The following is a 25394-nucleotide window of genomic DNA, read 5'->3' as shown; positions in this document are numbered from 1 at the left end:
GTTATGGGATTTATGACACAAAAGGAGATGGCACCGCTGCCTGATGTTCATCAACTGAGTGATGAGCAGACGACGTTAACCGTGGAACATCTGAATCTGTACTATGGCAATAAACAGGCATTGAACGATATTTCGATTCGCATTCCGAAGAATCAGGTCACAGCGCTGATTGGGCCGTCTGGTTGCGGCAAATCCACCCTGTTACGCTGCTTTAATCGTATGAACGATCTGGTGGATGATTGCCGTACCGAAGGCGATATCAGGCTGAACGGTATGCCAATTAACGATCCGCAGTTGGATGTTGCGGTATTACGTCGCCGCATCGGTATGGTTTTTCAGCGTCCGAATCCCTTTCCCAAGTCAATTTATGAAAATGTGATTTATGGCCTGAGATTGCAGGGGCTACGCGATCGGCGCTTACTGGATGATGCCGTTGAGCGTGCGCTGCGCTCAGCGGCGCTGTGGCATGAGGTAAAGGATCGATTGAGCGACAACGCGCTCACGTTATCCAGCGGACAGCAGCAGCGTTTGGTGATCGCCCGTGCTATCGCCATTGAACCAGAAGTGCTGTTGTTAGATGAACCGACCTCTGCGCTCGATCCGATTTCGACGCTGATTGTCGAGGAACTAATGGGAACGCTAAAACAGCACTTTACGCTGGTGTTAGTGACGCACAATATGCAGCAGGCGGCCCGTGTGTCGGATTACACCGCATTTATCAATCAGGGTAAGTTAATTGAGTACAACCGCACGGACGATCTATTCACCTCTCCGATGCAGCGCCGCACGGAAGATTATATTACCGGGCGATTTGGTTAGATTCTTACTTAAATATTAGAATGCAATATCATTACCAGGAATATCATTTAATTGTGAATGGTAATGATATTATTAATGTGTTTAATGTTCCAATGGGAATGAATTAATTTACAATCATTTCATTTTTATGTAAATGTTTTTATTTTTCGGTGACTTAATTACTGGAAAAAATAATATTTTGATTCATAGTTTATTTGTAGCAATGGGCTACATTTAAATGGAATTACTCAGGATGAGAAAGAAAATATATATTGGTTTTGCATTAAGTATGTTGGTTAGTGCTATTTTTCCGGCTTATTCTCAGGATATAGAAGAGCCAGTGGCGGAAGCCATTACAGCATTTGACTCTCCTCTTCTGGAGAATCCAACATCTGCAAATGAATCCTCTTCTCAGGACTATAAGCCTCTTCGTGCGCCAGCGCCTGCATTGAGTTCCGTCTATGTTTATGCTGTGGCATCAACGCAGAATGGCGGAGCCTGGGAATATATTGGCCCGAATAAGATTGCGACGGCTCAGGATCATGGTGGAGCGCAACTGCGCATTGCGGTGCTGGAAGTCGGCTATGGCGGTAATCGCTTTGGTTGGATTGATGGTGTGCAAAAGAGCCCATATCAGGTTAACGGTGTCTGCGTCGTTGGCGGAAACTATACTGAGTCATGCCCTGTAGGTTCGACTTATGTGGGATGGATGGCCTATTTCAACGGTGACGGCTTGCAGTCTGGAACCTTCCGTTATCAATCCACGTCGACTAATTTTCCTTTTCGAACGCTTGGTACTTCATTGAATATTCGATAAACAGTATATTTTCAGCAGGTTCTTCCAAAAGAAGAACCTGCTTGTAATTAGATTTTTATGCTAATTGGTGTTGAACCAAGCTGCATTAACTTATCCAATACTGCTCTTTGTTGTTCTGCATGTAGGTGCTCGCCGCGTGACAACGAACCATTCATCCCGTTTTTGAGCATTTGGATAAAATTGATTTTTTGGTTGGGATCGGCAGGAGTGGCACCGTCAAGCGGAGGATGCAAAATGAGCAGCGCCGCCATACCAATTTCCAGACTTTCTTCAAATGACATATCGCCGGAAGCCGTGAGTGCCTTTGTTGCATCAAGCGCTTCCTGCGGTGTCATATTGGAGAAATTATATAGTCTACTTGACTGAACCGCTGTAGATGTACCAGGGGAGACTGACTGGGTATTTGTTCCTGCCATGTCGTTATTACCGAATGAAAATGCACTCTCCGTGCGCTCCTTACGGTTTACTGATGGGGCAGAATAGTGGGTTATGCCATTAAGACTCGTGATGCTCATATGTAGGTTCCTTCCCTGCGAGGGTGAGATTCAATAGTAGAGAATCGTTATGCCGTGCAATTGTATGAATATAGAACAAATTTTATCTTAGTTAAGGTGTTTGTCGTCTCTTTTATTTTGTTAATTATTGATTTTTCTTTTAATTTATTGTTTTTGTTTGGTTTTTAATTAAACCTTCTTTGGCTGTTTTTTATGGTTTTAATGATTAAATTGTTTGACGGTTTTCATTAATATAACCCGCCTGATGGGATGTTCGTGGTTTCATTAAATCATGAAAAATTATGACTATCGGTCATCAATTATCCGTACCATTTGAAAAATTGATGATAAAATGCGCGCAATTTTATGACTTTGGTAAGTGGCGGGTAAGATGAAATTCAGCACCATGAATGAAGGCGAAATTATTACCGAACTGTGCCGGAGAATAAGAGATTCCAGAATCCAGCAGCGTTTATCGCAGGTCGATCTTGCCGAACGGGCGGGGCTCGGGATTGCAACGATCAAACGGGCTGAAATGGGCGAATCCATTACGCTCATCAGCCTGTTGTCTATTCTGCGTGGGTTGAACCGTTTGCATCAGATTGAAGGCGTGCTCTTCGATGCGGAAGTAGAATCCTTCCATGCGCAGATCAGCGGTAAGAAAAAACAGACCCCTTTGCGTATCAGAAAGAAAGCCGCGACGTTTCCTGCCAAAGCGCTTACCAAACATGAAAATATCAAGAAACCAGCTAACAGCACCGTGGATTGGTACATCGCGGCGGCTGAAAACAATATCGTCTGGTCGCTGCCTGAAAGCGATAAAAAATAAAGGTTTAATCCGATATTACTCGTATTAAACCCCCAGATTACTTCCGACTGTCGCGTTAATCTCCAGACAGTTAACGCGACAGGATCAGTTTTTCACCCGCTATTGATCCCCTAAATAATTCAAGTTGCGTGGCAAAACGCGGGCGTGTTGAACAACGTTCCTGCGTTAAATTAGTGTCGGGGCCTACAGTAGATCGCGCAGGCTGTAAACAATGGCGGAAATAGCGATCAGTCCCATCAAGGTAACAAAGACGTTACTGATGTGGCCGCTGTATTTTTTCATCGCTGGGACTTTCTGGATGGCGTACATCGGCATCAGGAACAGCAGGCAAGCGATAATCGGGCCACCCAACGTTTCGATCATACCCAGAATGCTCGGGTTCTTGGTCGCGACAATCCAGGTAGTGATCAGCATGAACAGCGACGTGATGCGGTTCAAGTTGGTGTTGGAAATGGTTTTTCCTCTGCTGCGCAGGGTTTTCACGATCATGCCGTTAAAACCTTCGCCAGCACCCAGATAGTGACCCAGGAACGATTTGGAGATCGCGATGGTGGCAATAACCGGGGCCAGATAGCCGATTACTGGATTGTTAAAGTGGTTCGCTAGATAAGACAGAATAGAAATGTTTTGCGTTTTGGCTTCCATCAGCTCGGTCGGAGAAAGACTCAGTACGCAACTGAAGACGAAGAACATCACAGTCAACACCATCATGATGTGGCTGTAAGATAGGATGCGTGAACATTTTTTCTCTGCGTCATCGCCATATTCTTTGCGCTTGGCCACAGCGAAAGAGGAGATGATTGGCGAGTGGTTGAAGGAGAAAACCATCACTGGGATCGCTAGCCATAATGTCGCCAACAGACCGTTGCCCGTTACGCTGGAGCTCAAAGAAATGTTTTCAAAAACAGAGGTATTCCAGTTCGGAATTAAATACAGCGCCAGTAACATCAGCACGGCAACAAAAGGGTAAACCAGAATACTCATAGCCTTAACGATCATCGCTTCACCGAAACGGACAATAAACATTAGCCCGAGGATCAATATTAATGACAGCACGGCTCGCGGTGGAGAAGGCAAATGCAATTGGTGAGTAATAAAACTATCTACCGTATTGGTGATGGCAACGCTATAAACTAATAGAATCGGATAAATAGCGAAAAAATAAAGCAAAGTGATTAATTTACCCGCACCAACGCCGAAATGTTCTTCAACGACCTCAGTAATATCTTCGCCACTTTTCTTGCCGGATAATACAAAACGACATAATGCACGGTGAGAATAATACGTCATCGGGAAGGCAATTAGCGCCATGATAATTAACGGAATTAAACCACCAATGCCAGCATTGATAGGTAAGAATAACACGCCAGCACCGATGGCTGTGCCATAGAGGCCTAACATCCAGACGGTATCGCTTTTACGCCATCCTGAAGCCTGTTCTAACACGTGGCTGCTATCTTGAATTGTGCTCATTTAGTGGTTTCTCCTCGGTGAACACATTAATATCCCCCATGCTGGGGTATAAAAATTACAGTACCGGCAACTTGCCGTTACAAAGTTTAAAAAATGAACAAGACATAGTGCTAATTATGTCAACAGATCAATACTGTTTTGCGGCGGCATTCTATATCGTGGTGGTCAGCGAATAATATTGAAGCGATCACAGAAATGGAATGATGAGGATTATTTTAATAAATTTTTTCGCAAATTAAAATATCAATACTGATACTTTAATTTAAATATTCCCAATAGCTCATTATTGATACTTTATTTAAAGACCAGGTGATAAAAAACGAACAATAAATAAAGTAAAAATCAGATTAAATAATAAACGCAATTTTTCTGATTTCACGTGTAACGATGGTTTTCTCTTTTCGGGGACGAATTGGTGGTGTAGCGCCTGTTGCTGCCTCTAATCGCGTTGTGCTCAGATGCGTTGTGATCTAATGAGAGTTATCCGGCAGATCGCAACCTGCCGGATAAGCCGATCGTCAGGCAGTGAGTTTTTCTTCTGCCCACGCCAAGCCGCTGTGGTATTCCTCTGGTAATAGAGGAGCCAGCGATTGCAGCGTGTGTCGCAACTGTACGACATCCGACGACGGTAGATTGAGATGTCCGACTTTACGGCCAGGACGAACCTCTTTCTCATACCAGTGCAGATGCACCAGTGGCAGCGCCAGCCAGTCGATATTCACATCGGTTCCGATCAAATTGACCATCACCGACGGTGTTTCGACGACCGGAACCGGCAGCGGCAGATCCAGAATGGCGCGCAGGTGGAGTTCAAACTGGCTGATCGATGCGCCATTTTGTGTCCAGTGTCCGCTATTGTGTACGCGTGGAGCCAGCTCGTTAATGAGTAAGCGATCGCCGACAATAAAGCACTCCATCGCCATCACGCCCACATAGCCTAGCGCATTCATAATCGCAGACAGCATCTGCTCAGCCTGCTGTTGCAATTGCAGATCAGGTTGAGGGAAAGCTACGCTGGTACGCAGAATACCATCCTGATGCAGGTTATGGGTTAACGGGTAGAATACACATTTGCCGTGCGTATTGCGGGCGGCCACCAGCGAGACTTCGCCAGAAAAATTAATCCCTTGCTCAACGATGCACTCGCCGTAACAATCAGCGGGCAGCGTCTGCTGTTCTCCGTCACGCAAGCGCCATTGCCCACGGCCATCGTAACCGCCGACGCGGCGTTTAACGATCGCGAGTTCACCTAATGAGGTGAAAACGTGTGGCCATTCATCGGCGCTGGCCAGCAATTGCCAGGGCGCGGTTGCCAGATTCAGCGAGTCTAGCAACTGCTTTTGCGTCAGGCGATCGGCCAGACGTGGGAAAATGTCGCGATTCGCAAACGCCGTGTGTTCAGCCAATTCGCGAGTGAGGGCGGTTTCTGGCCAACGTTCGATCTCGGCGGTAATCACACTATTATGAAACGGAACCGATTCTGGTTCTGCATCCAGCCCTACGGGGTAAACCGCAATACCTAACGGTTCGCCAGCCTGTCGGAGCATTCTGCCTAACTGACCATTGCCTAATACGCAGACCGGCTTCATGCCTCCTCCCGCGGATCGGGATGAGAGAGTACATCATCAGTTTGCGCTTGACGCCAGTCCGCCAGTCGGGTGGCGATGCCTTTATCATGCAGGGCGAGAATTTGTGCGGCCAGCAGAGCGGCATTCGCTGCGCCCGCCTTGCCAATTGCCAACGTGCCGACCGGGATACCGCGCGGCATTTGAACGATGGAATACAGGCTGTCTACACCGCTCAGCGTTGAGCTTTGTACCGGCACGCCGAGCACAGGAACCAGCGTTTTCGCTGCCAGCATACCCGGCAGATGTGCTGCGCCGCCTGCACCCGCGATAATCACATCAAAACCATGTTGTGCCGCCTGCTCAGCGAAGCTGAATAGTTTATCTGGCGTCCGGTGTGCGGAAACGACTTCGGTATGAAAAGGAATGTTCAGCGTGGTGAGGATTTCCGCAGCAAACTGCATAGTGGCCCAGTCACTCTTTGAACCCATGACGATGGCAATTTTAGCCGGGGCAACGTTGGATGACATGCCTGTGACGCTCCTGTAATTGTACGTGTTCGTGACGATATTGCGTCGGCCAGACAGAGAGGGTCTGGCGTTGAGGGCGTAGAGCATATCACGCCATTATGGTGAGGAAAACGGTTGCGTATGCGGAAATACACGTAAGATTAAGTGAGCAATTGTTAAGTCAATGGTAGGAAACGCATTAAAATGGGAAGGAAATCAGTTCGATATTTTGCGGTGTAACCGTAATCATCGACCCTTCTTCATGCCAGGCACCGAGAACGGCACGACGGCCATGAGATTCTCCGAGAGAGACCTGATGAATCGCCGGCCGATGAGTGTGGCCGTGGATCATCGCTGTCACCTGATGATGCCGTAAACGTTCAAGCACAGCATCGTGATTGACATCCATAATCTGCTGCGATTTTTTCTGATTGGCCTGCTGGCTGCTGGCGCGCATTTTGGCAGCAATCTTCAGGCGAAGCGATAAAGGTAATAGCAGGAACAGTCGCTGAATCAGTGGGTTGTGTACGCGGCGGCGAAATTTTTGATAGGCCAAATCGTCAGTACACAGCGTATCGCCATGCAGGATGAGAATCTTTTGACCGTAGAGATTAAGCACCGTTTCCGTCGGCAGCAGCGTCATTCCGCTCTGTTTGGCGAAACGCTTGCCGATCAGAAAATCACGATTACCGTGTACGAAATAGCAAGGGACGCCACGCTGATGTAATGCATACAGTTCAGCGGCGATGGTTGCGTGCAGCGGCTGCGGATCGTCGTCACCAATCCAGGCATCGAACAGATCGCCAAGGATGTACAGCGCATCAGCATGAATCGCATCATGACGTAAAAAACGCAGAAAACCGGCGGTAATCGCCGGTTCATGAAGACTCAAATGCAGATCGGCAATGAACAGCGTTGCCATGCAGGTCGGATTATTCGCTGACCGTTACGTGGGTAATCACCACGTCTTCTTTCGGTACGTCCTGGTGCATGCCGCTGCGGCCAGTTGCCACGCCTTTGATTTTATCAACGACATCCATGCCGTCGGTGACTTCAGCGAAAACGCAGTAGCCCCAACCATCGGCACGTTCTGAACGGAAGTTCAGGAAATCATTATCAACGAGGTTGATAAAGAACTGAGCTGTTGCTGAGTGCGGATCGTTAGTACGAGCCATCGCCAGCGTGCCACGCGTATTTTTCAGGCCATTGTTGGCTTCATTTTTGATTGTCGCGTTGGTTTCTTTTTGATCCATGCCGGGAGCGAAGCCACCGCCCTGAATCATAAAACCATTAATGACACGGTGAAAAATCGTGTTGTCATAAAAACCGCTGCGGCAGTAGTTCAGAAAGTTTTCTACGGTAACTGGCGCTTTGTCTGCAAACGTATTAATAACGATATCGCCGTGATTGGTATGAAGCGTAATCATAATAATGAACCCTAGATAGCTTTAGTGATAAGAGTGCTGCCCACAAAAGGCGGTGAGCAACAAGAGCGCTGTTATAGCATAACTGGTCGATTGAGTCAGTATTTCGCTCTTGCTGCGGCTTGGTTGGCGACGAGTGTGATTGAAAAATCGTATAAAAATGTGTACTACTCTTATTTAGGTAATCCTTGGCAAGGGGAATCTGTGGCTAAGTGTGCATTGATGAATACATTCATCACGCAATGTGGATTTTTAAAAGCAAATAAATTGATTAAATGACTATATTATGGTTAATTTATTTGAATGATATTTTTGTTGCCCCAGATCAATGTTTTGCGTAATCAATGTATTCTTTTTTTCTGGCTCAGATTAATCTGAGAGTAACTCTTATTTTCCCAAATAACTCTAAAGAGATAGGTGAACTATGCTGGGTATTCTGGATGGTGTTAATCGTTTATTAGACAAACCGGATTTTGGCAAGCTGTTTCTGCGCGTATCTTTCAGCGTGTTGATGCTGTTCCACGGGTGGCACAAGCTGCACGGTGGGATTGGTGCCATTGAAGGTATGCTGACCAATGCTGGGCTTCCTGCTTTCATTGGCTACGGTGTCTATGCTGGCGAAGTCATCATACCGATCCTGATGATTTTAGGTATTTTTACACGTCCTTCCGCGCTGATTTTCTCTTTCACTATGCTCGTCGCGACGTTGCTGGTTCACCCTGATGGTTTCTTCACGCTGGCAAAAACCGGTGCCTGGGGTGTTGAAGGCACCGCAGTCTTCTTCTTTGCGGGTATCGCTATTGCCTTGCTCGGTAGCGGAAAATACTCAGTGATGTCGAATCCACGCTGGCGCTGATCGTTTTTGTCAGCAGATTGTTTTTTCGTCAACAGCACCGATTGTATGAAATGGCCCGGATTTTCCGGGCCATTTCATTTTTATCCTTTCTCGCTTATTCCCGCTTCTTAACCTTGCAATACAGTAGGGTTCAGGTTTCAATACGCTGTTAGGGTGTAAACCCTGAATGTATTGATGTTACTGACGCTAACCGCGACGGCAATTGACCTATCGTGTGAACACTATTTTTCTTGTGAAGACCATTTTTTGTGAAAACCATTTTTTTATAAAAACACTGGAACGTCCTGATGCTAAAGATTTTTAATACGCTGAGTCGCCAAAAAGAGGAATTTAAACCTATCCACGCCGGGCAGGTGGGAATGTATGTGTGTGGCATCACCGTTTATGACCTGTGTCATATCGGTCACGGGCGTACTTTCGTGGCGTTTGATGTGGTGGCGCGCTATTTGCGGTATCTGGGGTATTCACTGAAATATGTGCGTAATGTCACCGATATTGACGACAAAATTATTAAACGTGCGATCGAAAATGGGGAAACCAGCGACCAACTGACGACCCGCATGATCGCAGAAATGCATGCAGATTTTGATGCCTTGAATATTGTTCGCCCGGATGCCGAGCCGCGGGCGACGCACCATATTGCCGATATTATCGAAATGGTAGAAACGCTGATTGCCCGTCGCCACGCCTATGTGGCGAGCAATGGCGATGTGATGTTCTCCGTTGATACCGCGCCGGGCTATGGTGCGCTGTCTCGTCAGGATCTGGATCAGTTACAGGCTGGCGCGCGTGTTGAAATTACAGCCGTAAAACGTAACCCGATGGACTTCGTGCTGTGGAAAATGTCCAAACCGGGTGAGCCTCACTGGTCTTCTCCGTGGGGGGAAGGGCGTCCTGGCTGGCACATCGAATGTTCTGCCATGAACTGCAAACAGCTCGGCGAGCACTTTGATATTCACGGCGGCGGCTCAGATTTGATGTTCCCGCACCATGAAAATGAGATTGCGCAATCCCGTTGTGCGCACGATGGCCCGTATGTGAATTACTGGATGCACTCTGGTATGGTGATGGTTGACCGTGAAAAGATGTCAAAATCGCTCAACAATTTCTTCACCGTGCGCGACGTATTGGCGTATTACGACCCGGAAACCGTGCGCTACTTCTTGATGTCAGGCCACTATCGTAGCCAGTTGAACTACAGCGAAGATAACCTGAAACAGGCACGTGCGTCGTTAGAACGCTTGTATATCGCATTACGCGGAACGGATCTCAATGTTGCGGCGCACGGCGGTGACGAGTTTGAAGCACGTTTCCGCGAAGCGATGGATGACGATTTCAACACGCCGGAAGCCTACTCGGTGCTGTTTGATATGGCACGAGAAGTCAACCGCCTGAAAGCGGAAGATGTGCAGGCGGCGAATCAACTGGCATCGGCACTGCGTAAACTGTCCGGCGTGCTTGGCCTGCTGGAACAAGATCCTGAACAGTTCCTGCAAAACGGCGCGCAGGTGGATAACGATGAAGTGAAAGAAATCGAAGCGTTAATCCAGCAGCGTAAAGACGCACGCGCGGCGAAAGACTGGGCGCTGGCCGATCAGGCACGCGATCGGTTAAATGAAATGGGAATTGTGCTGGAAGACGGCTCGCAGGGAACGATCTGGCGTCGTAAGTAACCCTTTATCTCAGTAAACATGCTTTCAGTTCAGCTAACAAAAAGCCCGCAAATATAAATCGCGGGCTTTTTTTCGGCATCATCAACGTCGCAAAGGTTACTCGGCGATGGTTACCGTCTCGCCATTGAACTGAACGGTTTGCCCTGCGATGATTTTGCAGCGCTTACGCGTTTCCGTCTGGCCGTCGACGGTCACGTTGCCTGCGGCGATAGCTAGTTTGGCCGTCGCGCCGCTTTCACTCCAGCCCAACAATTTCAAGAGGTCGCACAGTTCAACGTGCGGATGTTTTTCAAGATTAAAAGTTGCCATAAGTTCCTGCTTATTCGTGTTTGACTCGCCAATTATTCGGCGTGGTCATGATACTCTTCGCACGCCTGTAGCGTGTTTTGAATCAGTGTGGCAACGGTCATGGGGCCGACGCCGCCCGGTACAGGGCTGATGTAAGACGCTCTTTCCTGTGCCGTTTCAAATTCCACATCGCCGACCACTTTGCCGCTTTCCAGACGGTTGATCCCCACGTCCAGCACGATTGCGCCCGGTTTAATCCATTCGCCAGGGATGAAGCCCGGCTTGCCCACCGCAACAACCAAGAGGTCGGCGTTTTCAACATGGTGGCGCAGATTTTTGGTAAAACGGTGCGTAACGGTAGTGGTACAGCCAGCCAACAGCAGTTCCAGGCTCATCGGACGGCCAACAATATTGGATGCGCCAACCACAACGGCATTCAGCCCGAAGGTGTCGATATTATAACGCTCCAGCAGCGTGATGATGCCGCGTGGCGTACAGGCGCGCAGCATTGGCGCACGCTGGCACAGACGGCCCACGTTGTAAGGATGGAAGCCATCCACATCTTTACTTGGTGCGATACGTTCAATGACCTTGGTGTTGTCAATGCCTTCCGGCAGCGGAAGCTGAACCAGAATACCGTCGATCGCTTGGTCGGCGTTGAGCCGATCGATAAGCGCTAGCAGCTCTGATTCTGTGGTGGTGATGGGTAAATCATAAGAGCGGGAGATAAAGCCAACTTCTTCACACACCTTGCGCTTGCTGGCGACATAGATCTGTGACGCTGGATTCTCGCCGACCAGTACAACAGCCAGACCCGGCGCGCGTTTTCCTTCAGCTAAACGCTGCGTGACTCGTGCGGCAACTTCGTCTTTGACCTGCTGCGCAATCGTTTTACCATCAATAATCTTTGCTGCCATCTGAGATGAGACCCATCAATTTGAAATAGGGGGAGATGGCCGCTATTTTGTCAGAACCTGCGCGTGCTGTCAGGCATTGCGTCAACATTAATTCCAATTGATATCGCTATTCACTGACCTCGAACCGGTTTTTACCGCCATTTTTGGCGCGATACAGCGCGGCATCGGCAATATCGATAATGGATGTTGCCGCTGGCAGTGGGTTATCGACGCAGAACACATAGGCTCCGGCGCTAATGGTGACGATCTTTTCTGGAAACAGCGTCATTTCATGGGGGATTTTTTCCTCCCGCACTAAATCCAGTACGCGCTGAGCGAGCGTGATCACACCTTGCTTATCGGTATCAGTGATGATGATAGCGAATTCCTCGCCGCCATAACGGGCGACTAAATCTTCTTTACGCTTCGGCATGTTGTTCAAGATGCGACCAATTTTGCGCAGGCACTCATCGCCAGCCACATGCCCATAATGGTCGTTATATTTCTTGAAGGCATCAACGTCGATCATGATCAGCGCCATACACTGCTGCGTACCGGCAACTCGCGAGAGGGTTTGCTGTAGGAAAATATCAAACTGGCGGCGGTTAGCCAAGCCTGTCAGGCCATCAAACAACGCCAGCGTTTGCAGGGTATGGTTAACCGACGTGAGCTCATCACGCACGATGGTTAAATCGATCTGATTTTTTAAATTCATGCGGATCTGCCGCAGTACGATCAGGCCCAGCAGGGTCATCGTGAGCAGCAAAATGAGCGTAATGGCACAGTAGACCAAACTGTCCGTTCGCCATTTACTGAGAACCAACTCAAGATCGAAACCCGCAGCGATAACGATGGGGTAACGCTTTAATTTTGTGTAGCCATAAATACGTTCGATGTGGTCGAGCGTCGAGACAAACGTCGCGGTCCCGCTTTCGGACTGTCTCAGATATTCTGAAAAGAGTGGGCCACTTGACACATTTCGATTGATATACGAATCGTCGTAGGGGCGGCCGTACAGAATCCGGCCGTCGGAAAGTAGAATGGCGAGCACGTCCATATTCCCCATGGAGTAGTAGCCATAATACTGTTTGAAATAGTTCAGCGAGAGGGTGGCGAGCAGCACGCCGTTAAAGCTGCCGTCTGGTTTACTGATACGCATAGAAACCGGAATGATCAGATCGCCAGTAGAGCGACTAGTAATCACGCTGCCGATGTACATGTCTTTGTTGACGTTGTTTTGGTGATATCTAAAATATTCTCTGTCAGCGTTATTGGCATTGGTGGGTTTAGTTCCTGCCGAGCTTACCAGCCATTCACCTTTCTCATCGTAGATAAGGATTCCGTGCAGTTGTGGCAGCGTGGTTTTCCTGTTTTTTAAAATATCGCCGAGCCTGATTATTTGCGCTGGTGATAAACCATCTTTATCGATACGTTCTTGCAAATCCTGTAACAAGATATCGACTTGTAGAAAGGTATCTTCGGCATGGCGTGCCAACGACAGCGACAGATTTTTGGCGTTTCGCTCTGTGGAATCGATAAGCTGTTGGTGAGAGTTGAATACCGTCCACCCGTTCAGTGCCACTACGGTTGTGATGATGAATAACATAAAGATAAGCATCAACTTTTGGAGTGGCATGTGGTAGCAACTGTCTTTGTTGTGCGTGCTGACCCTCATTGTCCTTTCCATCCTTAGCCAGAGAGATGACTGATAATAAGTGTAGACGCTTCTGCCGCCTGCGTTGGAATTGATGAAATTAGCTTATGTTTTTTGCTGGCATCATCCGTCTATCACGCTTAGAGAGCCTTTCAAGATAAATTACGTTGTATTACATCGCCTCATGAAAATTTATTTTCATGTTAATGATTTAAAAATCTCAGAAGGTGTAAGGGTTTTTTTTATTTATCATTAAATGCACTCTGTTTAATTATCGTTTAACTGAATTTGCTAATGATAAATGATACTTCGTTCCTGGTTTTTGACGTGTGAGGGCAGTTTTTCTTTAAGTGATGTAGTTGCTAATTGTGTGGGTTTAACCGGAAATAAATTGAAAACCAACACGACTACTCAGATGGGTAAATAGCAAAGATACTGCGGTAACGTATGGTTTTTTAGCGAATACTGAGATGAAGAGCTTTGCATGAAAATAGCCATTAGCGGAACGGGATATGTGGGGTTATCGAATGGATTACTATTAGCACAACGGCATCAGGTTGTGGCGTTGGATATTGTGGCTGAAAAAGTGGCGCTGTTAAATCAACGAAAATCGCCGATTCATGACGCCGAAATTGAGCGTTTTTTACAACATGAAACGCTGGATTTTTCGGCTACGCTGGATAAGCATGAGGCGTATATCGATGCGCAGTTCGTGATTATCGCTACGCCGACGGATTACGATCCGCAGACCAATTATTTCAATACCTCATCGGTAGAGGCGGTCATTCGCGATGTATTGGCGATTAATTCACAGGCTATTATGGTGATTAAATCGACGGTGCCTGTTGGCTTTACGGAGAAAATCAGCCAACAGTTGGATACGGATAACATCATTTTTTCGCCCGAGTTTTTACGTGAGGGAAAGGCGCTGCATGACAACCTTTACCCATCACGGATTGTGGTGGGTGAACGGTCAGAAAGAGCAAGATTTTTCGCTAACCTATTGATGGAGTGCGTATTAAAAAAAGATGTTCGCGTGCTATTTACCGACCCGACAGAGGCCGAGGCGATAAAGTTATTCGCGAATACCTTCCTGGCAATGCGGGTGGCCTACTTTAATGAGTTGGATAGCTATGCTGAATCTCTGGGGTTGAACTCTCGGCAGATTATTGAAGGTGTGTGCCTCGATCCCCGTATTGGCGATTACTACAATAACCCTTCTTTTGGCTACGGCGGCTACTGCTTACCGAAAGATACTCGACAGCTTTTGGCTAATTATCGTACCGTGCCGAATAATCTGATCAAGGCTATCGTAGAGGCTAACCATACGCGGAAAGACTTCATTGCTGACACGATTATCCGTCGCCACCCTAAAACCGTTGGCGTCTATCGCCTTATCATGAAGGCGGGGTCGGACAATTTTCGTTTTTCCTCCATTCAGGGCATTATGAAAAGGATAAAAGCGAAAGGAATCAATGTCGTGATTTATGAACCGGGCATTGATGATGACAATTTTCTGGATTTTCCTGTCATTCACCAATTCGACAGCTTCAAACAACAGTGTGACATTATTATTACCAATCGTTACGCCGATGAATTAAACGATGTGATGGGTAAAGTCTATACGCGAGATTTATTTGGCGAAGATTGAATTCTTGGCGTAAATCAATGGGCCGATATTTTGTCATTCGCCCATTAGAGAAAAGTTCATTTATACATTGTAATTAATTATATCTCTTTGAGTACGCATTTTTTTACGCTATGCCATGTGGTGTCGTTTATCTATGATTTTATGGCTATCGTAATAAATTAAGGTCGGCTTAAGGCTTCATTATTTAGACTGTTGAATGATGATTTGTCGCCACTATTTATTTTGGGAATACGTTATGACGGATTTTTTGCCTTTTTCTCGCCCGACCATGGGCGACGAGGAAATTGCTGCCGTGACGGAAGTATTACGTTCCGGCTGGATAACCACGGGTCCGAAATGTCAGCAGTTAGAGCAGGCTTTTTGCCAACAATTTGGCTGCCGACAGGCGATTGCAGTCAGTTCTGCAACAGGTGGAATGCACGTTACGTTAATGGCGCTTGGTATTGGCCCCGGCGATGAGGTGATTACACCGTCTCAGACCTGGGTTTCAACCGTCAATATCATCACGCTATTGGGGGCGGAGCCGGTCATGGTGGATGTGGATCGGCATACGTTGATAGTGCGGCCGCAGGACATTGAAGCCGCTATTACGCCGAAGACTAAAGCGATTATTCCTGTGCATTATGCTGGTGTGCCTGCCGATCTGGATGCGTTGCGTGCGCTCAGCGCACGTTACGGCATTCCGCTGATTGAGGATGCGGCGCACGCCGTCGGTACTCAATATCGTGATGAGCGGATCGGTTCGCGTGGAACCGCTATTTTCTCGTTTCACGCGATTAAAAATATCACCTGTGCAGAAGGTGGCATGGTGGTGACGGACGACGAAGCACTCGCTGAGCGTATACGCAGCCTAAAATTTCACGGGCTGGGTGTTGATGCGTTCGACAGGCAGTTGCAGGGACGCAAGCCGCAGGCTGAAGTGGTGACGCCGGGGTTTAAATACAATCTGGCGGATATCAATGCGGCCATTGCGCTGGTTCAATTGGATAAACTCTCGGCGATCAACGCCCGCCGTCAGCAGCTTGCCGCGCGTTATCTCACACTGTTGCACGCGCTGCCACTCCAGCCGCTGGCCGTTCCTGATTATCCCCATCTGCATGCCTGGCATCTATTTATGGTGCGCGTGGACGAAACGCAGTGCGGTATTTCACGCGATGATCTGATGGCAGCGCTGCAAACGCACGGTATTGGCACCGGACTGCATTTCAGAGCGGTGCATACGCAGAAATATTACCGTGAGCGTTATCCCCATTTGCATCTGCCGGAAACGGAGTGGAATTCGGCGTCGCTGATGACGCTGCCGTTGTTCCCCGACATGCTGGATAGCGATGTCGATCGCGTCGTCGCGGCGTTAACCTCGATTCTGGAGTCTGCTCGTGATTGATGACATCAAAAATGTTTCCGTTGTAATTCCCGTTTATAACGAAGAAGAGAGTTTGCCGATGCTGATTGAACGCACGCTGGCGGCTTGTCGGAAGATCGGGAAACCCTGGGAGATTATTCTGGTCGATGACGGCAGCAGCGATCGTTCGGCGGAACTGCTAACCGAGGCGGCGAGCGACCCGGAAAAGCACATTATCGCCGTGCTGCTGAACCGTAACTATGGTCAGCACTCGGCCATCATGGCGGGGTTTCAGCAGGCGGTGGGCGACGTGGTGATTACGCTGGATGCCGATTTGCAGAACCCGCCGGAGGAAATCCCACGGCTGGTGGAATACGCAGAGCAAGGGTATGACGTGGTTGGCACTGTGCGGGCCAATCGACAGGATTCGCTGTTTCGCAAACTGGCTTCGAAAACCATCAATATGATGATTCGCCGCTCAACCGGAAAATCGATGGCGGATTACGGCTGCATGTTGCGTGCTTATCGTCGCCACATTGTCAGTGCAATGTTGCGCTGCCACGAACGCAGCACCTTTATTCCTATTCTTGCTAATACGTTCGCCCGCAAAACCATCGAGATCGACGTGTTGCACGCCGAGCGGGAATTTGGCACGTCCAAATACAGTGTTCTGAAGCTGATTAACCTGATGTACGACCTGCTGACCTGCCTGACCACGACGCCGCTGCGCATACTCAGCCTGATTGGTAGCGTCGTCGCGCTGTCGGGCTTCCTGCTGGCACTGCTGTTGATTGGCCTGCGTCTGTTCTTCGGTGCGGAGTGGGCAGCAGAGGGCGTGTTCACGCTGTTTGCCGTGCTGTTCATGTTTATCGGTGCGCAGTTTGTCGGGATGGGGCTATTGGGTGAATACATTGGTCGTATCTATACCGATGTGCGTGCTCGGCCACGCTATTTTGTGCAAAAAACAGTGAGTGCGGCAACGCCACTGGCTACCAGTTTACGGGATGAAGAAGAATGAAAGCGATCGTATTTGCCTACCATGATATCGGCTGTATCGGTCTTGAAGCATTGAGGCTGGCAGGCTACGAGATTCAGGCGGTATTCACGCACAGTGATGCACCGGGAGAAAATCACTTTTATGGGTCGGTGGCGAAAACGGCTGCCGAAATGGATGTGCCCGTGTTTGCACCGGAAGACGTGAACCATCCTCTCTGGGTGAACCGTATTCGGGAGCTGGCACCGGATGTTATTTTTTCCTTCTATTACCGCACATTATTAAGCGATGACATTCTTCAGTTACCGTTGGTTGGTGCCTTTAATCTGCACGGTTCACTGCTGCCGCGCTACCGTGGGCGAGCACCGGTTAACTGGGTGCTGGTGAACGGTGAAACGCAGACGGGCGTGACGCTGCACAAGATGGTTTCCCGCGCGGATGCGGGTGATATCGTCGCGCAGTCTGTGGTGGCAATTGACGATGAAGATACCGCGCTGACACTGCATGGAAAATGTCGTACCGCCGCTGCTACTTTGCTGGCGCAGCAGCTACCGCTGATTCGTTCGCGTGAGATTGCGCTGACGCCACAGGATGACAGTCAGGCTAGCTATTTCGGTCGCCGCACGGCGGCAGATGGGCTAATCGACTGGCACAAAAGCGCCCGCGAGATCAACAACCTGATTCGGGCCGTGACGGAACCCTATCCGGGGGCGTTTACGTTTCTCGGCGAGCGCAAGGTGATTATCTGGCGTGCTCGTGTGGTGAAAAACGATAGTGTGAACGTCAATGGCGTGAAGCATGAGCCGGGCTCGATAATTTCGACCTCGCCGCTGGTGGTGTCCTGTGGTGAAGACGCGCTTGAGATTGTCAGCGGACAGCGTGAAGCCGGGCTGTATATGTCGGGCAGCCGACTGGCGGCGGAAATGGGCATGGTGGCACAGGCTCGGCTGGGTAACCTCTCCAGCCGTGTGCAGCGACGCCGCACACGTGTGCTGATCCTCGGCGTAAACGGTTTTATCGGTAACCATCTGACCGAACGCCTGCTGCGCGACGATCGCTATGAGATCTACGGGCTGGATATCAGTTCGGATGCGATTGCTCGTTTCCTTGACGATCCGCGTTTCCATTTTGTGGAAGGCGATATCAGCATCCACAACGAATGGATCGAATACCACATCAAGAAATGCGATGTCATTCTGCCGCTGGTGGCGATTGCCACGCCTATCGAATATACCCGTAACCCATTGCGCGTGTTTGAGCTGGATTTCGAAGAGAACCTGAAGATTGTGCGCGACTGCGTGCGTTACAACAAACGCATCGTTTTCCCGTCCACCTCAGAAGTGTACGGCATGTGTGATGACAAAGAGTTTGATGAAGATACCTCACGCTTGATTGTCGGGCCGATCAACAAACAGCGCTGGATCTATTCCGTATCCAAGCAACTGCTGGATCGGGTGATCTGGGCATATGGGGCGAAAAATGGCCTGCGCTTCACGCTGTTCCGCCCGTTTAACTGGATGGGGCCGCGTCTGGACACGCTGGACGCCGCGCGGATCGGCAGCTCTCGTGCCATTACGCAACTGATCCTCAATTTGGTGGAAGGATCGCCGATCAAGCTGGTGGACGGTGGGGAGCAGAAGCGCTGCTTTACCGATATTCATGACGGTATTGAAGCGCTGTTCCGCATTATTGAAAACCGCAACGGCCAGTGTGACGGGCAGATTATCAATATCGGCAACCCGCATAATGAAGCCAGTATCCGCGAGCTGGGCGACATGCTGCTCACCAGCTTTAATGCTCACCCGCTGCGCGATCGTTTTCCACCGTTCGCCGGATTTATTGACGTGGAAAGCAGCAGCTATTACGGCAAAGGCTATCAGGATGTGGCGCACCGCACGCCGAGCATTCGCAACGCCAAACGGCTGTTGGAATGGGAACCCATGGTGACGATGGAGCAAACCATCGCGGAAACGCTGGACTATTTTCTGCGTACCGTTGATATCCCGCACAGCGTTGACGCCACGGATGCGCAGGGATGACGCGCGTTGGCCTACGAATTGATGTTGATACCTGGCGGGGTACGCGGGACGGCGTGCCCGCGCTGCTGAAGGTGCTGGCTGAGTTTGATATTCAGGCAAGTTTCTTTTTTAGCGTCGGGCCGGACAACATGGGGCGTCACCTGTGGCGTCTGCTGCGCCCACGCTTTCTATGGAAGATGTTGCGCTCTAATGCTGCCTCGCTCTACGGCTGGGATATTTTGCTGGCTGGTACGGCGTGGCCGGGGCGTCATATTGGCGCACGGTTTGGCGCGTTAATCCGCCAGACGTCCGACGCTGGTCATGAGATAGGGTTACACGCCTGGGATCATCACGGCTGGCAGGCGAATGTTGCCCGCTGGTCGGATGTACAACTGGCGGCGCAATTCCGTGAAGGCATGGATGCGTTAATGCAGATTTTGCCCTCGCCAGTACGCTGCTCTGCGGTGGCTGGCTGGCGAGCCGATCCGCGTGTCGTTGAGATGAAACAGCGTTGGGATCTGGACTATAACAGCGACTGTCGCGGCACCCGACCTTTTCGGCCACGCCTGAAAAATGGTGAACTCGGCACGACACAGATCCCCGTCACGCTGCCGACCTATGATGAAGTCATCGGTGAGCGCGTGAGTGACGGCGAATTCAACGATTTTATTCTCGATGCCATCGAGCAGGATCGTGGCGTGCCGGTGTATACCATTCACGCAGAGGTTGAAGGCGGCGTGAAATTGGCGCTGTTCCGCCAACTACTGCTTCGCGCCCGTCAGCAGCACATCGAATTTTGTCCACTTTCCTCATTACTGCCTGACGATCTGGCTACGTTACCGGTCGGGCGGATTGAACGTGCGCCGTTTCTCGGACGGGAAGGGTGGCTTGGCGTACAAACGGAAGAATAAATAAAGCAGGAGACAGCATGGAAAAAAGCATGTTCAAGCTGAAAAGTACCGTGATAGTGGTGTTGTTTGCTTTGCTCTACCTGCTGCCGCTTAACGGCCGCTGGCTGTGGTCGCCAGATGAAACTCGCTATGCCGAAATCAGCCGTGAGATGCTTCAACGTGGCGATTGGATCGTGCCGCATTTGCTGGATATTCGCTATTTCGAGAAACCCGTCGCAGGCTACTGGCTGAATAACATCAGTCAGTGGCTATTAGGTCACACCAATTTTGCCGTGCGCTTTGCCTCGGTGTTTTCTACCGCGCTGAGTGCGTTGCTGGTGTTTTGGCTGGCGATGCTGCTGTGGAAAAACCAGCGTACCGCGCTGTTGGCGGCGACGATCTATCTTACGTCACTGCTTGTGTATGGCATCGGCACTTACAGCGTGCTCGATCCGATGGTGACGCTCTGGATGACGGCGGCGTTGTTCAGCCATGCGCTGATTTTGCGGGCAAAACTGACGCGTGAACGGCTGTTGGCCTGGGGATTGATGGGACTAGCCTGCGGTATGGGGTTTATGACCAAAGGCTTTCTGGCACTTGCCTTACCGGTGATCGGCGTACTACCGGTCGCGGTGGCGCAAAAGCGAATCAAGGAACTGCTGTTGTTCGGGCCGCTGGCGATTGTCGTCGCAGTATTGCTGAGCGCACCGTGGGCGCTGGCGGTGCACGAACGCGAAGCCGATTACTGGCATTACTTCTTTTGGATTGAACATATCCAGCGTTTTGCAGAAGACGATGCGCAGCATAAAGCGCCGTTCTGGTATTACCTGCCCGTTTTGATTGTTGGGACATTCCCCTGGTTCGCGCTGTTGCCGGGGGCGTTACGCAGCGGTTGGACTGAACGGAAAGTGAAACCAGAGCGGTTCTTCTTGCTGTGTTGGATGGTGATGCCGCTGCTGTTTTTCAGCATCGCCAAAGGCAAACTGCTGACCTACATTCTGCCGTGTTTTGCGCCGTTGGCGTTGCTGATGGCGGCGTGGATTTCCGAGTTGGCACCCGAAGCGCGCCAGCGTCTGCTGCGCATCAATAGCTGGCTCAATATTGCTTTTGGCGGCGTGCTGGCTCTCACGGTTGCCACACTTGGACTTGGCATTATCATGCCGCATGTCTATCAACCGGGAGAAGACCTTACCATTATATCGGGCGTTATCAGCTTTATCGGTTGGGTTATGTTTGCCGTCGTCAGCTTAAAAAAAGACCGGACGTGGGGCTATCTGGTGGCGGGCTGTCCGCTCTTTCTGGCGCTGCTCGTTGGCGGAAGCATTCCTGCGAGCGTGGTGGATTCCAAGAATCCCCAAACTTTTATCCGTAGTCAAATGCCGTTGCTGGCGGATAGCCGCTATGTGCTGAGCGACGAGGTAGGGCTGGCTGCCGGACTGGCGTGGGAACTGAAGCGCAGTGACATCACCTTATTCAAAGCGCGTGGCGAACTGAACTATGGGCTGGGCTATGCGGATTCTGCTGACCGCTTTATGGATGAGGGCGCTTTCCCAGCCTGGTTAGCCGATAAACGGCATAGCGGGAATGTTGCGCTGGTGCTGAAGATCGATAGGGATAGCGATGAGGAATATCGCAATCTGCCTATTCCCAATCAATTGAGAAAATCGCACCGCTACGTGCTGTTATTTTATAAGCAGGTAGCACCATGAGTTATCTATTGGTTGCCATAGTCTGCCTGCTGACCAGCTTAGGGCAACTGTGTCAGAAACAGGCGGCGGAGTGCTGGCGGCGTTTGCCCGTGGCTCAACGTCAACGGGTGACATTCGGGTGGCTGATATTGGCGGTAGCGCTGCTGGGGATTGGGCTTCTGCTGTGGCTTTTGGTGTTGCAGCGTCTGCCGCTCGGCGTGGCGTACCCGTTGCTGAGCATCAATTTTGTTCTGGTGACGCTGCTGGCGCACTATGGATTTGGCGAACGCGTGGATAGGCATCACTGGTGGGGCATCGCGCTGATTGTCACCGGTATCTATTTGATGCAGGGGGGATGATGGCGAAAATAGGCTATGTCTGGGCGCTTGCCAGTATTGTGCTAGCCAGCGCTGCACAGGTATTAATGAAAAGTGGCATGCTGGCGCTGCCGAGCATTTCCATGACGCACTGGCCATCGCTCAGCACGTTGATGGCGGGCTGGCCTGTTGTCGCGGTGCTGGTCGGGATTATCTGTTACGGCCTGTCGATGGTGTGCTGGTTCATGGTGCTACGCTATTTGCCGCTAAGCCGTGCTTACCCGCTGATTAGCTTGAGCTATGCGGTAGTTTACCTTGCTGCGGTTTTTCTACCGTGGCTGAACGAACCGATGAGCCTGCGTAAAAGCCTCGGCGTGCTGATTATTCTTCTCGGGGTCTGGCTGGTTAGCCGCAACGCACAGGCGGCGCGGTAAACCGCCTATGCTGCTACCTGCGAAAGAGGCTATTGACTGAAAACGTGTGCGGCACCGTTCACGCTCAGGCTAACCTGTTGGCCGACGGTGAAAGCAGCGTGGCTGACGGTTTTCAGTTCAATGACATCGGCTTCTGCGTTGTCGATGCAGAGCGTCAGCGTAGAGACGAAGCCGGAAAATTCGACGTTGCGGATAGTTGCGCGAATGTGTGCTGTGTTCGCTATCTCGGTATCCTGAATCGTTATCTGTTCTGGCCTGAGCATGATCCTTGCTCGACCGTTTGCCGTTGGGCGATCCACCGCGATGTGCCCAAGCAGGCAGCTAGCCTGACCGCCATCAATCTGCGCGTCGAGAATCAGCGTTTCACCAAGGAAGGTGGCGATGTCCTCATTGTTGGGCTGATGGTAGAGCGCCCACGGCGAGCCGGATTGCGACAGTTGTCCATCCCGCATGACGACAACCTGATCGGCAAAAGATAGCGCTTCCCCCTGATCGTGGGTCACCAGAATCGAGGCCACGTTAGCCTGTTGCAAAACGTCCATTACCGCTTTGCGGGTGGCGGCGCGCAGTCCGGTATCCAGAGCAGAAAACGGTTCATCCAGCAGCATCAGCGCAGGGCGCTGCGCCAGCGCGCGAGCCAGCGCAACACGCTGCTGCTGACCGCCGGAAACTTCATGCGGTGAGTACTTCTGTAAATGTGCGGGAAGGGAAACCAGCGCCATCAGCTCATCCACCCGTTTTTGTTTCTCCGCCTTCGTGCCTTTTAATCCAAAGGCGATGTTGTCGGCGATGCAGAGATGCGGGAACAGCGCGCCGTCCTGCGGGACATAGCCGATTCCACGCTGATGGGCGGGAACGGAAAGCCCGCTATCGCAGAGCGTTTGGCCGTTTAGCGTAATGACGCCGGTATCTGGTTTTTCGAACCCGGCGATCAGGCGCAGCAGGGTGGTTTTCCCCGAACCGGACGGGCCGACAATCGCCGTGCGGCGGCTGTCTTCTAACGTTAAACGAATGTCAGACAGCACGGTGCGCCCATTAAAGCTTTTACTGACGCGATGAAGTTCCAACATGATTACAGCCCCGCCATTTTTTGTGATTGCGTGTAGAGAAACCAGGTCCACGGCAGCGACAGTAAGACCAGTATAAGCGCGTAGGGTGCTGCCGCAGGGTAATCGATCTCACTGGTTAGCGCCCAAAATCCGGTCGCCAGCGTGCGCGTGCCGTTGGGAGCCAGCAGCAGCGTGGCAGTTAGCTCATTGATGATCGCCAGAAAAACGAGCGTTGCCCCTGTGGCGACGCCAGGCGCAGCCAGCCGGATGGTCACGGTCATTAACGTCTGCAAGGGGGAACGTCCCAGACTGGCAGCAATCTGTTCTAACTCTACCGGTGCCTGGGCGATACCCGCGCGTAGATTAACCAGCGCTCGTGGCATGAACATCAGCAGATAAGCCAGTAGCACGGTGAACTCGGTCTGGTAGAGCGGTCTGATGACGTGGATCGTCGTGGTCACCAGCGCTAGCGCGACGACGATACCCGGCAGAGAACTGGTGATGTAATTGCACCCTTCCAAAAACCGATACAGGCGATTGGGGTGGCGGATGGTCAGCCAGGCCATCGGGATCGCTGCCAGCGTCGTCAGTGCAGCACCGCTCAGTGCCAGCGTCATGGTCTGGCGAAAGGCATCAAGTAACTCATGCCGTTGCCACACGTCCCAGCCGCCAAACCACAGCCAGCGAGACAGCGTAATAAAAGGTACGCCGAGTGTCAGTAGCACCAGCGTTGTCAGTAACAGCAGCGCCAGCGAGAGAGAACGTGGTGGTAAGCGTATCGGTGTGACAACCTGCGGCGCGCCGGAACCAACATGCGCATAGCGCGTGACGCCACGTATGCGGGTATCCGCACACAATAGAAACAGGCACAGCAGCGCCAGCACGCCAGCGAGCATGTTGGCCGCTGGGCCATTAAACGTTGACTGAAACTGATCGAAAATGGCGGTAGTAAAGGTATCGAAACGGATCATGGCGAACAGGCCGTACTCCGCGAGTAAATGCAGGGCGATCAGCAGTAATCCGCCGCCGATGGCTAGCTTTAACTGCGGTAACACTACGCGGAAAAACACGGTAACCGGAGGCACTCCCAGCGTAGCCGCAACATCTTCCAACGCAGGATTAAGACGCCGAAGCGTCGCGGCGCAGGGTAAATAAAGAAACGGTAAATAGGCGACGACGGATAAAAATACACCAGCCGGTAAGCCATGTAGACTGGGGGCGGTGCTGATCCAGGCGTAGCTTTGTACAAACGCAGGAATTGCCAGTGGCGCAGTGAGCAGCAGGGACCACAGGCGTCGAGCGGGTAAGGTTGTACGCTCTGTCAACCAGGCTAACAGCACGCCCAAAATCGTACAAATCGGTAGCGTCAGTACAACCAGCAGCACCGTATTGGTCAGGAGTTCGCCGACGCGCGGGCGGAATAACAAGGTGCGAGCCGTTTCCCAACCGGTATCAATACTTACGCCAATCACAAAGCCCAACGGAATAAACCCCAAGAGAGATAACGTCAGGGCGACGATCGTAAGCAATGCGGCGGGCTTGCGTAATGGCGGAGAGGATTCGGGAAACGTGGTGGTTTCGCTGTAGCTAACGTTTGTCATGCTGCCTGTAGTTGCCTCGTCAGGACGATATTCTTAGACGATGAAACCGCGTTGAGCGGCCATTCTTATGGTGATTCGTCAGGGCGAAAATGCCCTGACGAAGGCACTATCATTACAATCTACGTATTACAATC

General features: G+C 50.7%; 25 protein-coding genes. 14 read left to right on the top strand and 11 right to left on the bottom strand.

What is annotated here, in order from left to right:
• Positions 1 to 3 precede the first annotated feature (3 nt).
• A complete protein-coding gene (gene pstB / locus A7983_RS01630; protein WP_005970057.1) occupies positions 4 to 819 on the top strand; it encodes a phosphate ABC transporter ATP-binding protein PstB in 816 nt (271 codons plus the stop codon).
• 232 nt (positions 820 to 1051) lie between these two features.
• A complete protein-coding gene (locus A7983_RS01625) occupies positions 1052 to 1615 on the top strand; it encodes a YolA family protein (protein ID WP_005970056.1) in 564 nt (187 codons plus the stop codon).
• Between the two features lie 47 nt (positions 1616 to 1662).
• Here the strand turns inward: A7983_RS01625 and A7983_RS01620 are convergent, their stop codons facing one another.
• A complete protein-coding gene (locus tag A7983_RS01620) occupies positions 1663 to 2130 on the bottom strand; it encodes a hypothetical protein (protein WP_005970055.1) in 468 nt (155 codons plus the stop codon).
• A 370-nt stretch (positions 2131 to 2500) separates the two neighbouring features.
• Here A7983_RS01620 and A7983_RS01615 point away from each other — a divergent pair, with 370 nt between their 5' ends.
• Positions 2501 to 2938, top strand: coding sequence for a helix-turn-helix domain-containing protein (locus tag A7983_RS01615; RefSeq protein ID WP_005970053.1), 438 nt, complete (start codon positions 2501 to 2503; stop codon positions 2936 to 2938).
• A gap of 183 nt (positions 2939 to 3121) precedes the next feature.
• Here A7983_RS01615 and A7983_RS01610 read toward each other — a convergent pair whose 3' ends face one another.
• The 5 genes from A7983_RS01610 to ppiB all read right to left on the bottom strand — a co-directional run bounded on the left by A7983_RS01610 (position 3122) and on the right by ppiB (position 7912).
• Positions 3122 to 4411 carry an HAAAP family serine/threonine permease gene (locus A7983_RS01610; protein ID WP_005970052.1) on the bottom strand — a complete coding sequence of 430 codons (1290 nt, stop codon included), beginning with the start codon at positions 4409 to 4411 and terminating at the stop codon, positions 3122 to 3124.
• A 518-nt stretch (positions 4412 to 4929) separates the two neighbouring features.
• Positions 4930 to 6000, bottom strand: a complete 1071-nt coding sequence (purK, locus tag A7983_RS01605; RefSeq protein ID WP_005970051.1) for a 5-(carboxyamino)imidazole ribonucleotide synthase — start codon at positions 5998 to 6000, stop codon at positions 4930 to 4932.
• The gene (purE, locus tag A7983_RS01600; protein ID WP_005970050.1) at positions 5997 to 6506 is read right to left on the bottom strand and encodes a 5-(carboxyamino)imidazole ribonucleotide mutase; all 510 of its coding nucleotides are present in this window, start codon (positions 6504 to 6506) and stop codon (positions 5997 to 5999) included. The genes purK and purE overlap by 4 nt, the downstream gene beginning before the upstream one ends.
• Positions 6507 to 6684: 178 nt before the next feature.
• Entirely contained in the window at positions 6685 to 7407 is a 723-nt protein-coding gene (gene lpxH / locus A7983_RS01595; RefSeq protein WP_005970049.1) for a UDP-2,3-diacylglucosamine diphosphatase, read from the bottom strand.
• A gap of 10 nt (positions 7408 to 7417) precedes the next feature.
• Entirely contained in the window at positions 7418 to 7912 is a 495-nt protein-coding gene (gene ppiB, locus A7983_RS01590) for a peptidylprolyl isomerase B (protein WP_005970048.1), read from the bottom strand.
• 33 nt (positions 7913 to 7945) lie between these two features.
• Between ppiB and A7983_RS23820 the strand changes: the two genes are divergently transcribed.
• The 3 genes from A7983_RS23820 to cysS all read left to right on the top strand — a co-directional run bounded on the left by A7983_RS23820 (position 7946) and on the right by cysS (position 10438).
• Positions 7946 to 8188: a hypothetical protein gene (locus tag A7983_RS23820; RefSeq protein ID WP_156105179.1), complete on the top strand. Its 243-nt coding sequence runs from the start codon at positions 7946 to 7948 to the stop codon at positions 8186 to 8188.
• A gap of 145 nt (positions 8189 to 8333) precedes the next feature.
• Positions 8334 to 8765, top strand: coding sequence for a DoxX family protein (locus A7983_RS01585; RefSeq protein ID WP_005970046.1), 432 nt, complete (start codon positions 8334 to 8336; stop codon positions 8763 to 8765).
• Between the two features lie 287 nt (positions 8766 to 9052).
• Positions 9053 to 10438, top strand: coding sequence for a cysteine--tRNA ligase (gene cysS / locus A7983_RS01580; protein WP_005970045.1), 1386 nt, complete (start codon positions 9053 to 9055; stop codon positions 10436 to 10438).
• A 96-nt stretch (positions 10439 to 10534) separates the two neighbouring features.
• Here cysS and ybcJ read toward each other — a convergent pair whose 3' ends face one another.
• From ybcJ to A7983_RS01565, 3 genes are all read right to left on the bottom strand, one after another.
• The gene (ybcJ, locus tag A7983_RS01575) at positions 10535 to 10747 is read right to left on the bottom strand and encodes a ribosome-associated protein YbcJ (protein ID WP_005970044.1); all 213 of its coding nucleotides are present in this window, start codon (positions 10745 to 10747) and stop codon (positions 10535 to 10537) included.
• Between the two features lie 32 nt (positions 10748 to 10779).
• A complete protein-coding gene (gene folD, locus A7983_RS01570; protein ID WP_005970043.1) occupies positions 10780 to 11643 on the bottom strand; it encodes a bifunctional methylenetetrahydrofolate dehydrogenase/methenyltetrahydrofolate cyclohydrolase FolD in 864 nt (287 codons plus the stop codon).
• A 106-nt stretch (positions 11644 to 11749) separates the two neighbouring features.
• Positions 11750 to 13297 (bottom strand): sensor domain-containing diguanylate cyclase, encoded by a 1548-nt coding sequence (locus A7983_RS01565; protein ID WP_005970042.1) that lies wholly within the window; start codon positions 13295 to 13297, stop codon positions 11750 to 11752.
• Between the two features lie 463 nt (positions 13298 to 13760).
• On the opposite strand from A7983_RS01565, the gene A7983_RS01560 reads away from it, so the two are divergent.
• The 8 genes from A7983_RS01560 to arnF all read left to right on the top strand — a co-directional run bounded on the left by A7983_RS01560 (position 13761) and on the right by arnF (position 22610).
• Positions 13761 to 14927 carry a nucleotide sugar dehydrogenase gene (locus A7983_RS01560; RefSeq protein ID WP_005970041.1) on the top strand — a complete coding sequence of 389 codons (1167 nt, stop codon included), beginning with the start codon at positions 13761 to 13763 and terminating at the stop codon, positions 14925 to 14927.
• A gap of 235 nt (positions 14928 to 15162) precedes the next feature.
• Complete coding sequence (arnB, locus tag A7983_RS01555; RefSeq protein ID WP_005970039.1) at positions 15163 to 16311, top strand: UDP-4-amino-4-deoxy-L-arabinose aminotransferase; 1149 nt, start codon at positions 15163 to 15165, stop codon at positions 16309 to 16311.
• Positions 16304 to 17287, top strand: coding sequence for an undecaprenyl-phosphate 4-deoxy-4-formamido-L-arabinose transferase (arnC, locus tag A7983_RS01550; protein ID WP_005970038.1), 984 nt, complete (start codon positions 16304 to 16306; stop codon positions 17285 to 17287). Before arnB ends, arnC begins: the two co-directional genes overlap by 8 nt.
• Positions 17284 to 19302: a bifunctional UDP-4-amino-4-deoxy-L-arabinose formyltransferase/UDP-glucuronic acid oxidase ArnA gene (arnA, locus tag A7983_RS01545; RefSeq protein WP_005970037.1), complete on the top strand. Its 2019-nt coding sequence runs from the start codon at positions 17284 to 17286 to the stop codon at positions 19300 to 19302. The genes arnC and arnA overlap by 4 nt, the downstream gene beginning before the upstream one ends.
• On the top strand, positions 19299 to 20192 hold the full coding sequence (gene arnD / locus A7983_RS01540) for a 4-deoxy-4-formamido-L-arabinose-phosphoundecaprenol deformylase (protein ID WP_005970036.1): 894 nt from the start codon (positions 19299 to 19301) through the stop codon (positions 20190 to 20192). Before arnA ends, arnD begins: the two co-directional genes overlap by 4 nt.
• A 17-nt stretch (positions 20193 to 20209) precedes the next feature.
• On the top strand, positions 20210 to 21880 hold the full coding sequence (gene arnT, locus A7983_RS01535; RefSeq protein WP_005970035.1) for a lipid IV(A) 4-amino-4-deoxy-L-arabinosyltransferase: 1671 nt from the start codon (positions 20210 to 20212) through the stop codon (positions 21878 to 21880).
• Positions 21877 to 22218, top strand: a complete 342-nt coding sequence (gene arnE / locus A7983_RS01530) for a 4-amino-4-deoxy-L-arabinose-phosphoundecaprenol flippase subunit ArnE (RefSeq protein ID WP_005970033.1) — start codon at positions 21877 to 21879, stop codon at positions 22216 to 22218. The genes arnT and arnE overlap by 4 nt, the downstream gene beginning before the upstream one ends.
• Positions 22218 to 22610 carry a 4-amino-4-deoxy-L-arabinose-phosphoundecaprenol flippase subunit ArnF gene (gene arnF, locus A7983_RS01525; protein WP_005970031.1) on the top strand — a complete coding sequence of 131 codons (393 nt, stop codon included), beginning with the start codon at positions 22218 to 22220 and terminating at the stop codon, positions 22608 to 22610. Before arnE ends, arnF begins: the two co-directional genes overlap by 1 nt.
• A gap of 29 nt (positions 22611 to 22639) precedes the next feature.
• Here the strand turns inward: arnF and A7983_RS01520 are convergent, their stop codons facing one another.
• Entirely contained in the window at positions 22640 to 23680 is a 1041-nt protein-coding gene (locus A7983_RS01520; RefSeq protein WP_005970029.1) for an ABC transporter ATP-binding protein, read from the bottom strand.
• 2 nt (positions 23681 to 23682) lie between these two features.
• Entirely contained in the window at positions 23683 to 25260 is a 1578-nt protein-coding gene (locus A7983_RS01515; RefSeq protein ID WP_005970028.1) for an ABC transporter permease, read from the bottom strand.
• Positions 25261 to 25394 lie beyond the last annotated feature (134 nt).

This window comes from Pectobacterium wasabiae CFBP 3304, assembly GCF_001742185.1.
Classification (GTDB): domain Bacteria; phylum Pseudomonadota; class Gammaproteobacteria; order Enterobacterales; family Enterobacteriaceae; genus Pectobacterium; species Pectobacterium wasabiae.
Note: the sequence above shows the minus strand (reverse complement) of the source record. Positions and strands in the feature narration are given on the sequence as shown.

Excerpts from the sequence above, each read along its gene's own strand:
- pstB (WP_005970057.1), top strand. The coding sequence starts at position 4 with ATGGGATTTATGACACAAAAGGAGATGGCACCGCTGCCTGATGTTCAT.
- A7983_RS01625 (WP_005970056.1), top strand. The coding sequence starts at position 1,052 with ATGAGAAAGAAAATATATATTGGTTTTGCATTAAGTATGTTGGTTAGT.
- A7983_RS01620 (WP_005970055.1), bottom strand. The coding sequence starts at position 2,130 with ATGAGCATCACGAGTCTTAATGGCATAACCCACTATTCTGCCCCATCA.
- A7983_RS01615 (WP_005970053.1), top strand. The coding sequence starts at position 2,501 with ATGAAATTCAGCACCATGAATGAAGGCGAAATTATTACCGAACTGTGC.
- A7983_RS01610 (WP_005970052.1), bottom strand. The coding sequence starts at position 4,411 with ATGAGCACAATTCAAGATAGCAGCCACGTGTTAGAACAGGCTTCAGGA.
- purK (WP_005970051.1), bottom strand. The coding sequence starts at position 6,000 with ATGAAGCCGGTCTGCGTATTAGGCAATGGTCAGTTAGGCAGAATGCTC.
- purE (WP_005970050.1), bottom strand. The coding sequence starts at position 6,506 with ATGTCATCCAACGTTGCCCCGGCTAAAATTGCCATCGTCATGGGTTCA.
- lpxH (WP_005970049.1), bottom strand. The coding sequence starts at position 7,407 with ATGGCAACGCTGTTCATTGCCGATCTGCATTTGAGTCTTCATGAACCG.
- ppiB (WP_005970048.1), bottom strand. The coding sequence starts at position 7,912 with ATGATTACGCTTCATACCAATCACGGCGATATCGTTATTAATACGTTT.
- A7983_RS01585 (WP_005970046.1), top strand. The coding sequence starts at position 8,334 with ATGCTGGGTATTCTGGATGGTGTTAATCGTTTATTAGACAAACCGGAT.
- cysS (WP_005970045.1), top strand. The coding sequence starts at position 9,053 with ATGCTAAAGATTTTTAATACGCTGAGTCGCCAAAAAGAGGAATTTAAA.
- ybcJ (WP_005970044.1), bottom strand. The coding sequence starts at position 10,747 with ATGGCAACTTTTAATCTTGAAAAACATCCGCACGTTGAACTGTGCGAC.
- folD (WP_005970043.1), bottom strand. The coding sequence starts at position 11,643 with ATGGCAGCAAAGATTATTGATGGTAAAACGATTGCGCAGCAGGTCAAA.
- A7983_RS01565 (WP_005970042.1), bottom strand. The coding sequence starts at position 13,297 with ATGAGGGTCAGCACGCACAACAAAGACAGTTGCTACCACATGCCACTC.
- A7983_RS01560 (WP_005970041.1), top strand. The coding sequence starts at position 13,761 with ATGAAAATAGCCATTAGCGGAACGGGATATGTGGGGTTATCGAATGGA.
- arnB (WP_005970039.1), top strand. The coding sequence starts at position 15,163 with ATGACGGATTTTTTGCCTTTTTCTCGCCCGACCATGGGCGACGAGGAA.
- arnA (WP_005970037.1), top strand. The coding sequence starts at position 17,284 with ATGAAAGCGATCGTATTTGCCTACCATGATATCGGCTGTATCGGTCTT.
- arnD (WP_005970036.1), top strand. The coding sequence starts at position 19,299 with ATGACGCGCGTTGGCCTACGAATTGATGTTGATACCTGGCGGGGTACG.
- arnT (WP_005970035.1), top strand. The coding sequence starts at position 20,210 with ATGGAAAAAAGCATGTTCAAGCTGAAAAGTACCGTGATAGTGGTGTTG.
- arnE (WP_005970033.1), top strand. The coding sequence starts at position 21,877 with ATGAGTTATCTATTGGTTGCCATAGTCTGCCTGCTGACCAGCTTAGGG.
- arnF (WP_005970031.1), top strand. The coding sequence starts at position 22,218 with ATGGCGAAAATAGGCTATGTCTGGGCGCTTGCCAGTATTGTGCTAGCC.
- A7983_RS01520 (WP_005970029.1), bottom strand. The coding sequence starts at position 23,680 with ATGTTGGAACTTCATCGCGTCAGTAAAAGCTTTAATGGGCGCACCGTG.
- A7983_RS01515 (WP_005970028.1), bottom strand. The coding sequence starts at position 25,260 with ATGACAAACGTTAGCTACAGCGAAACCACCACGTTTCCCGAATCCTCT.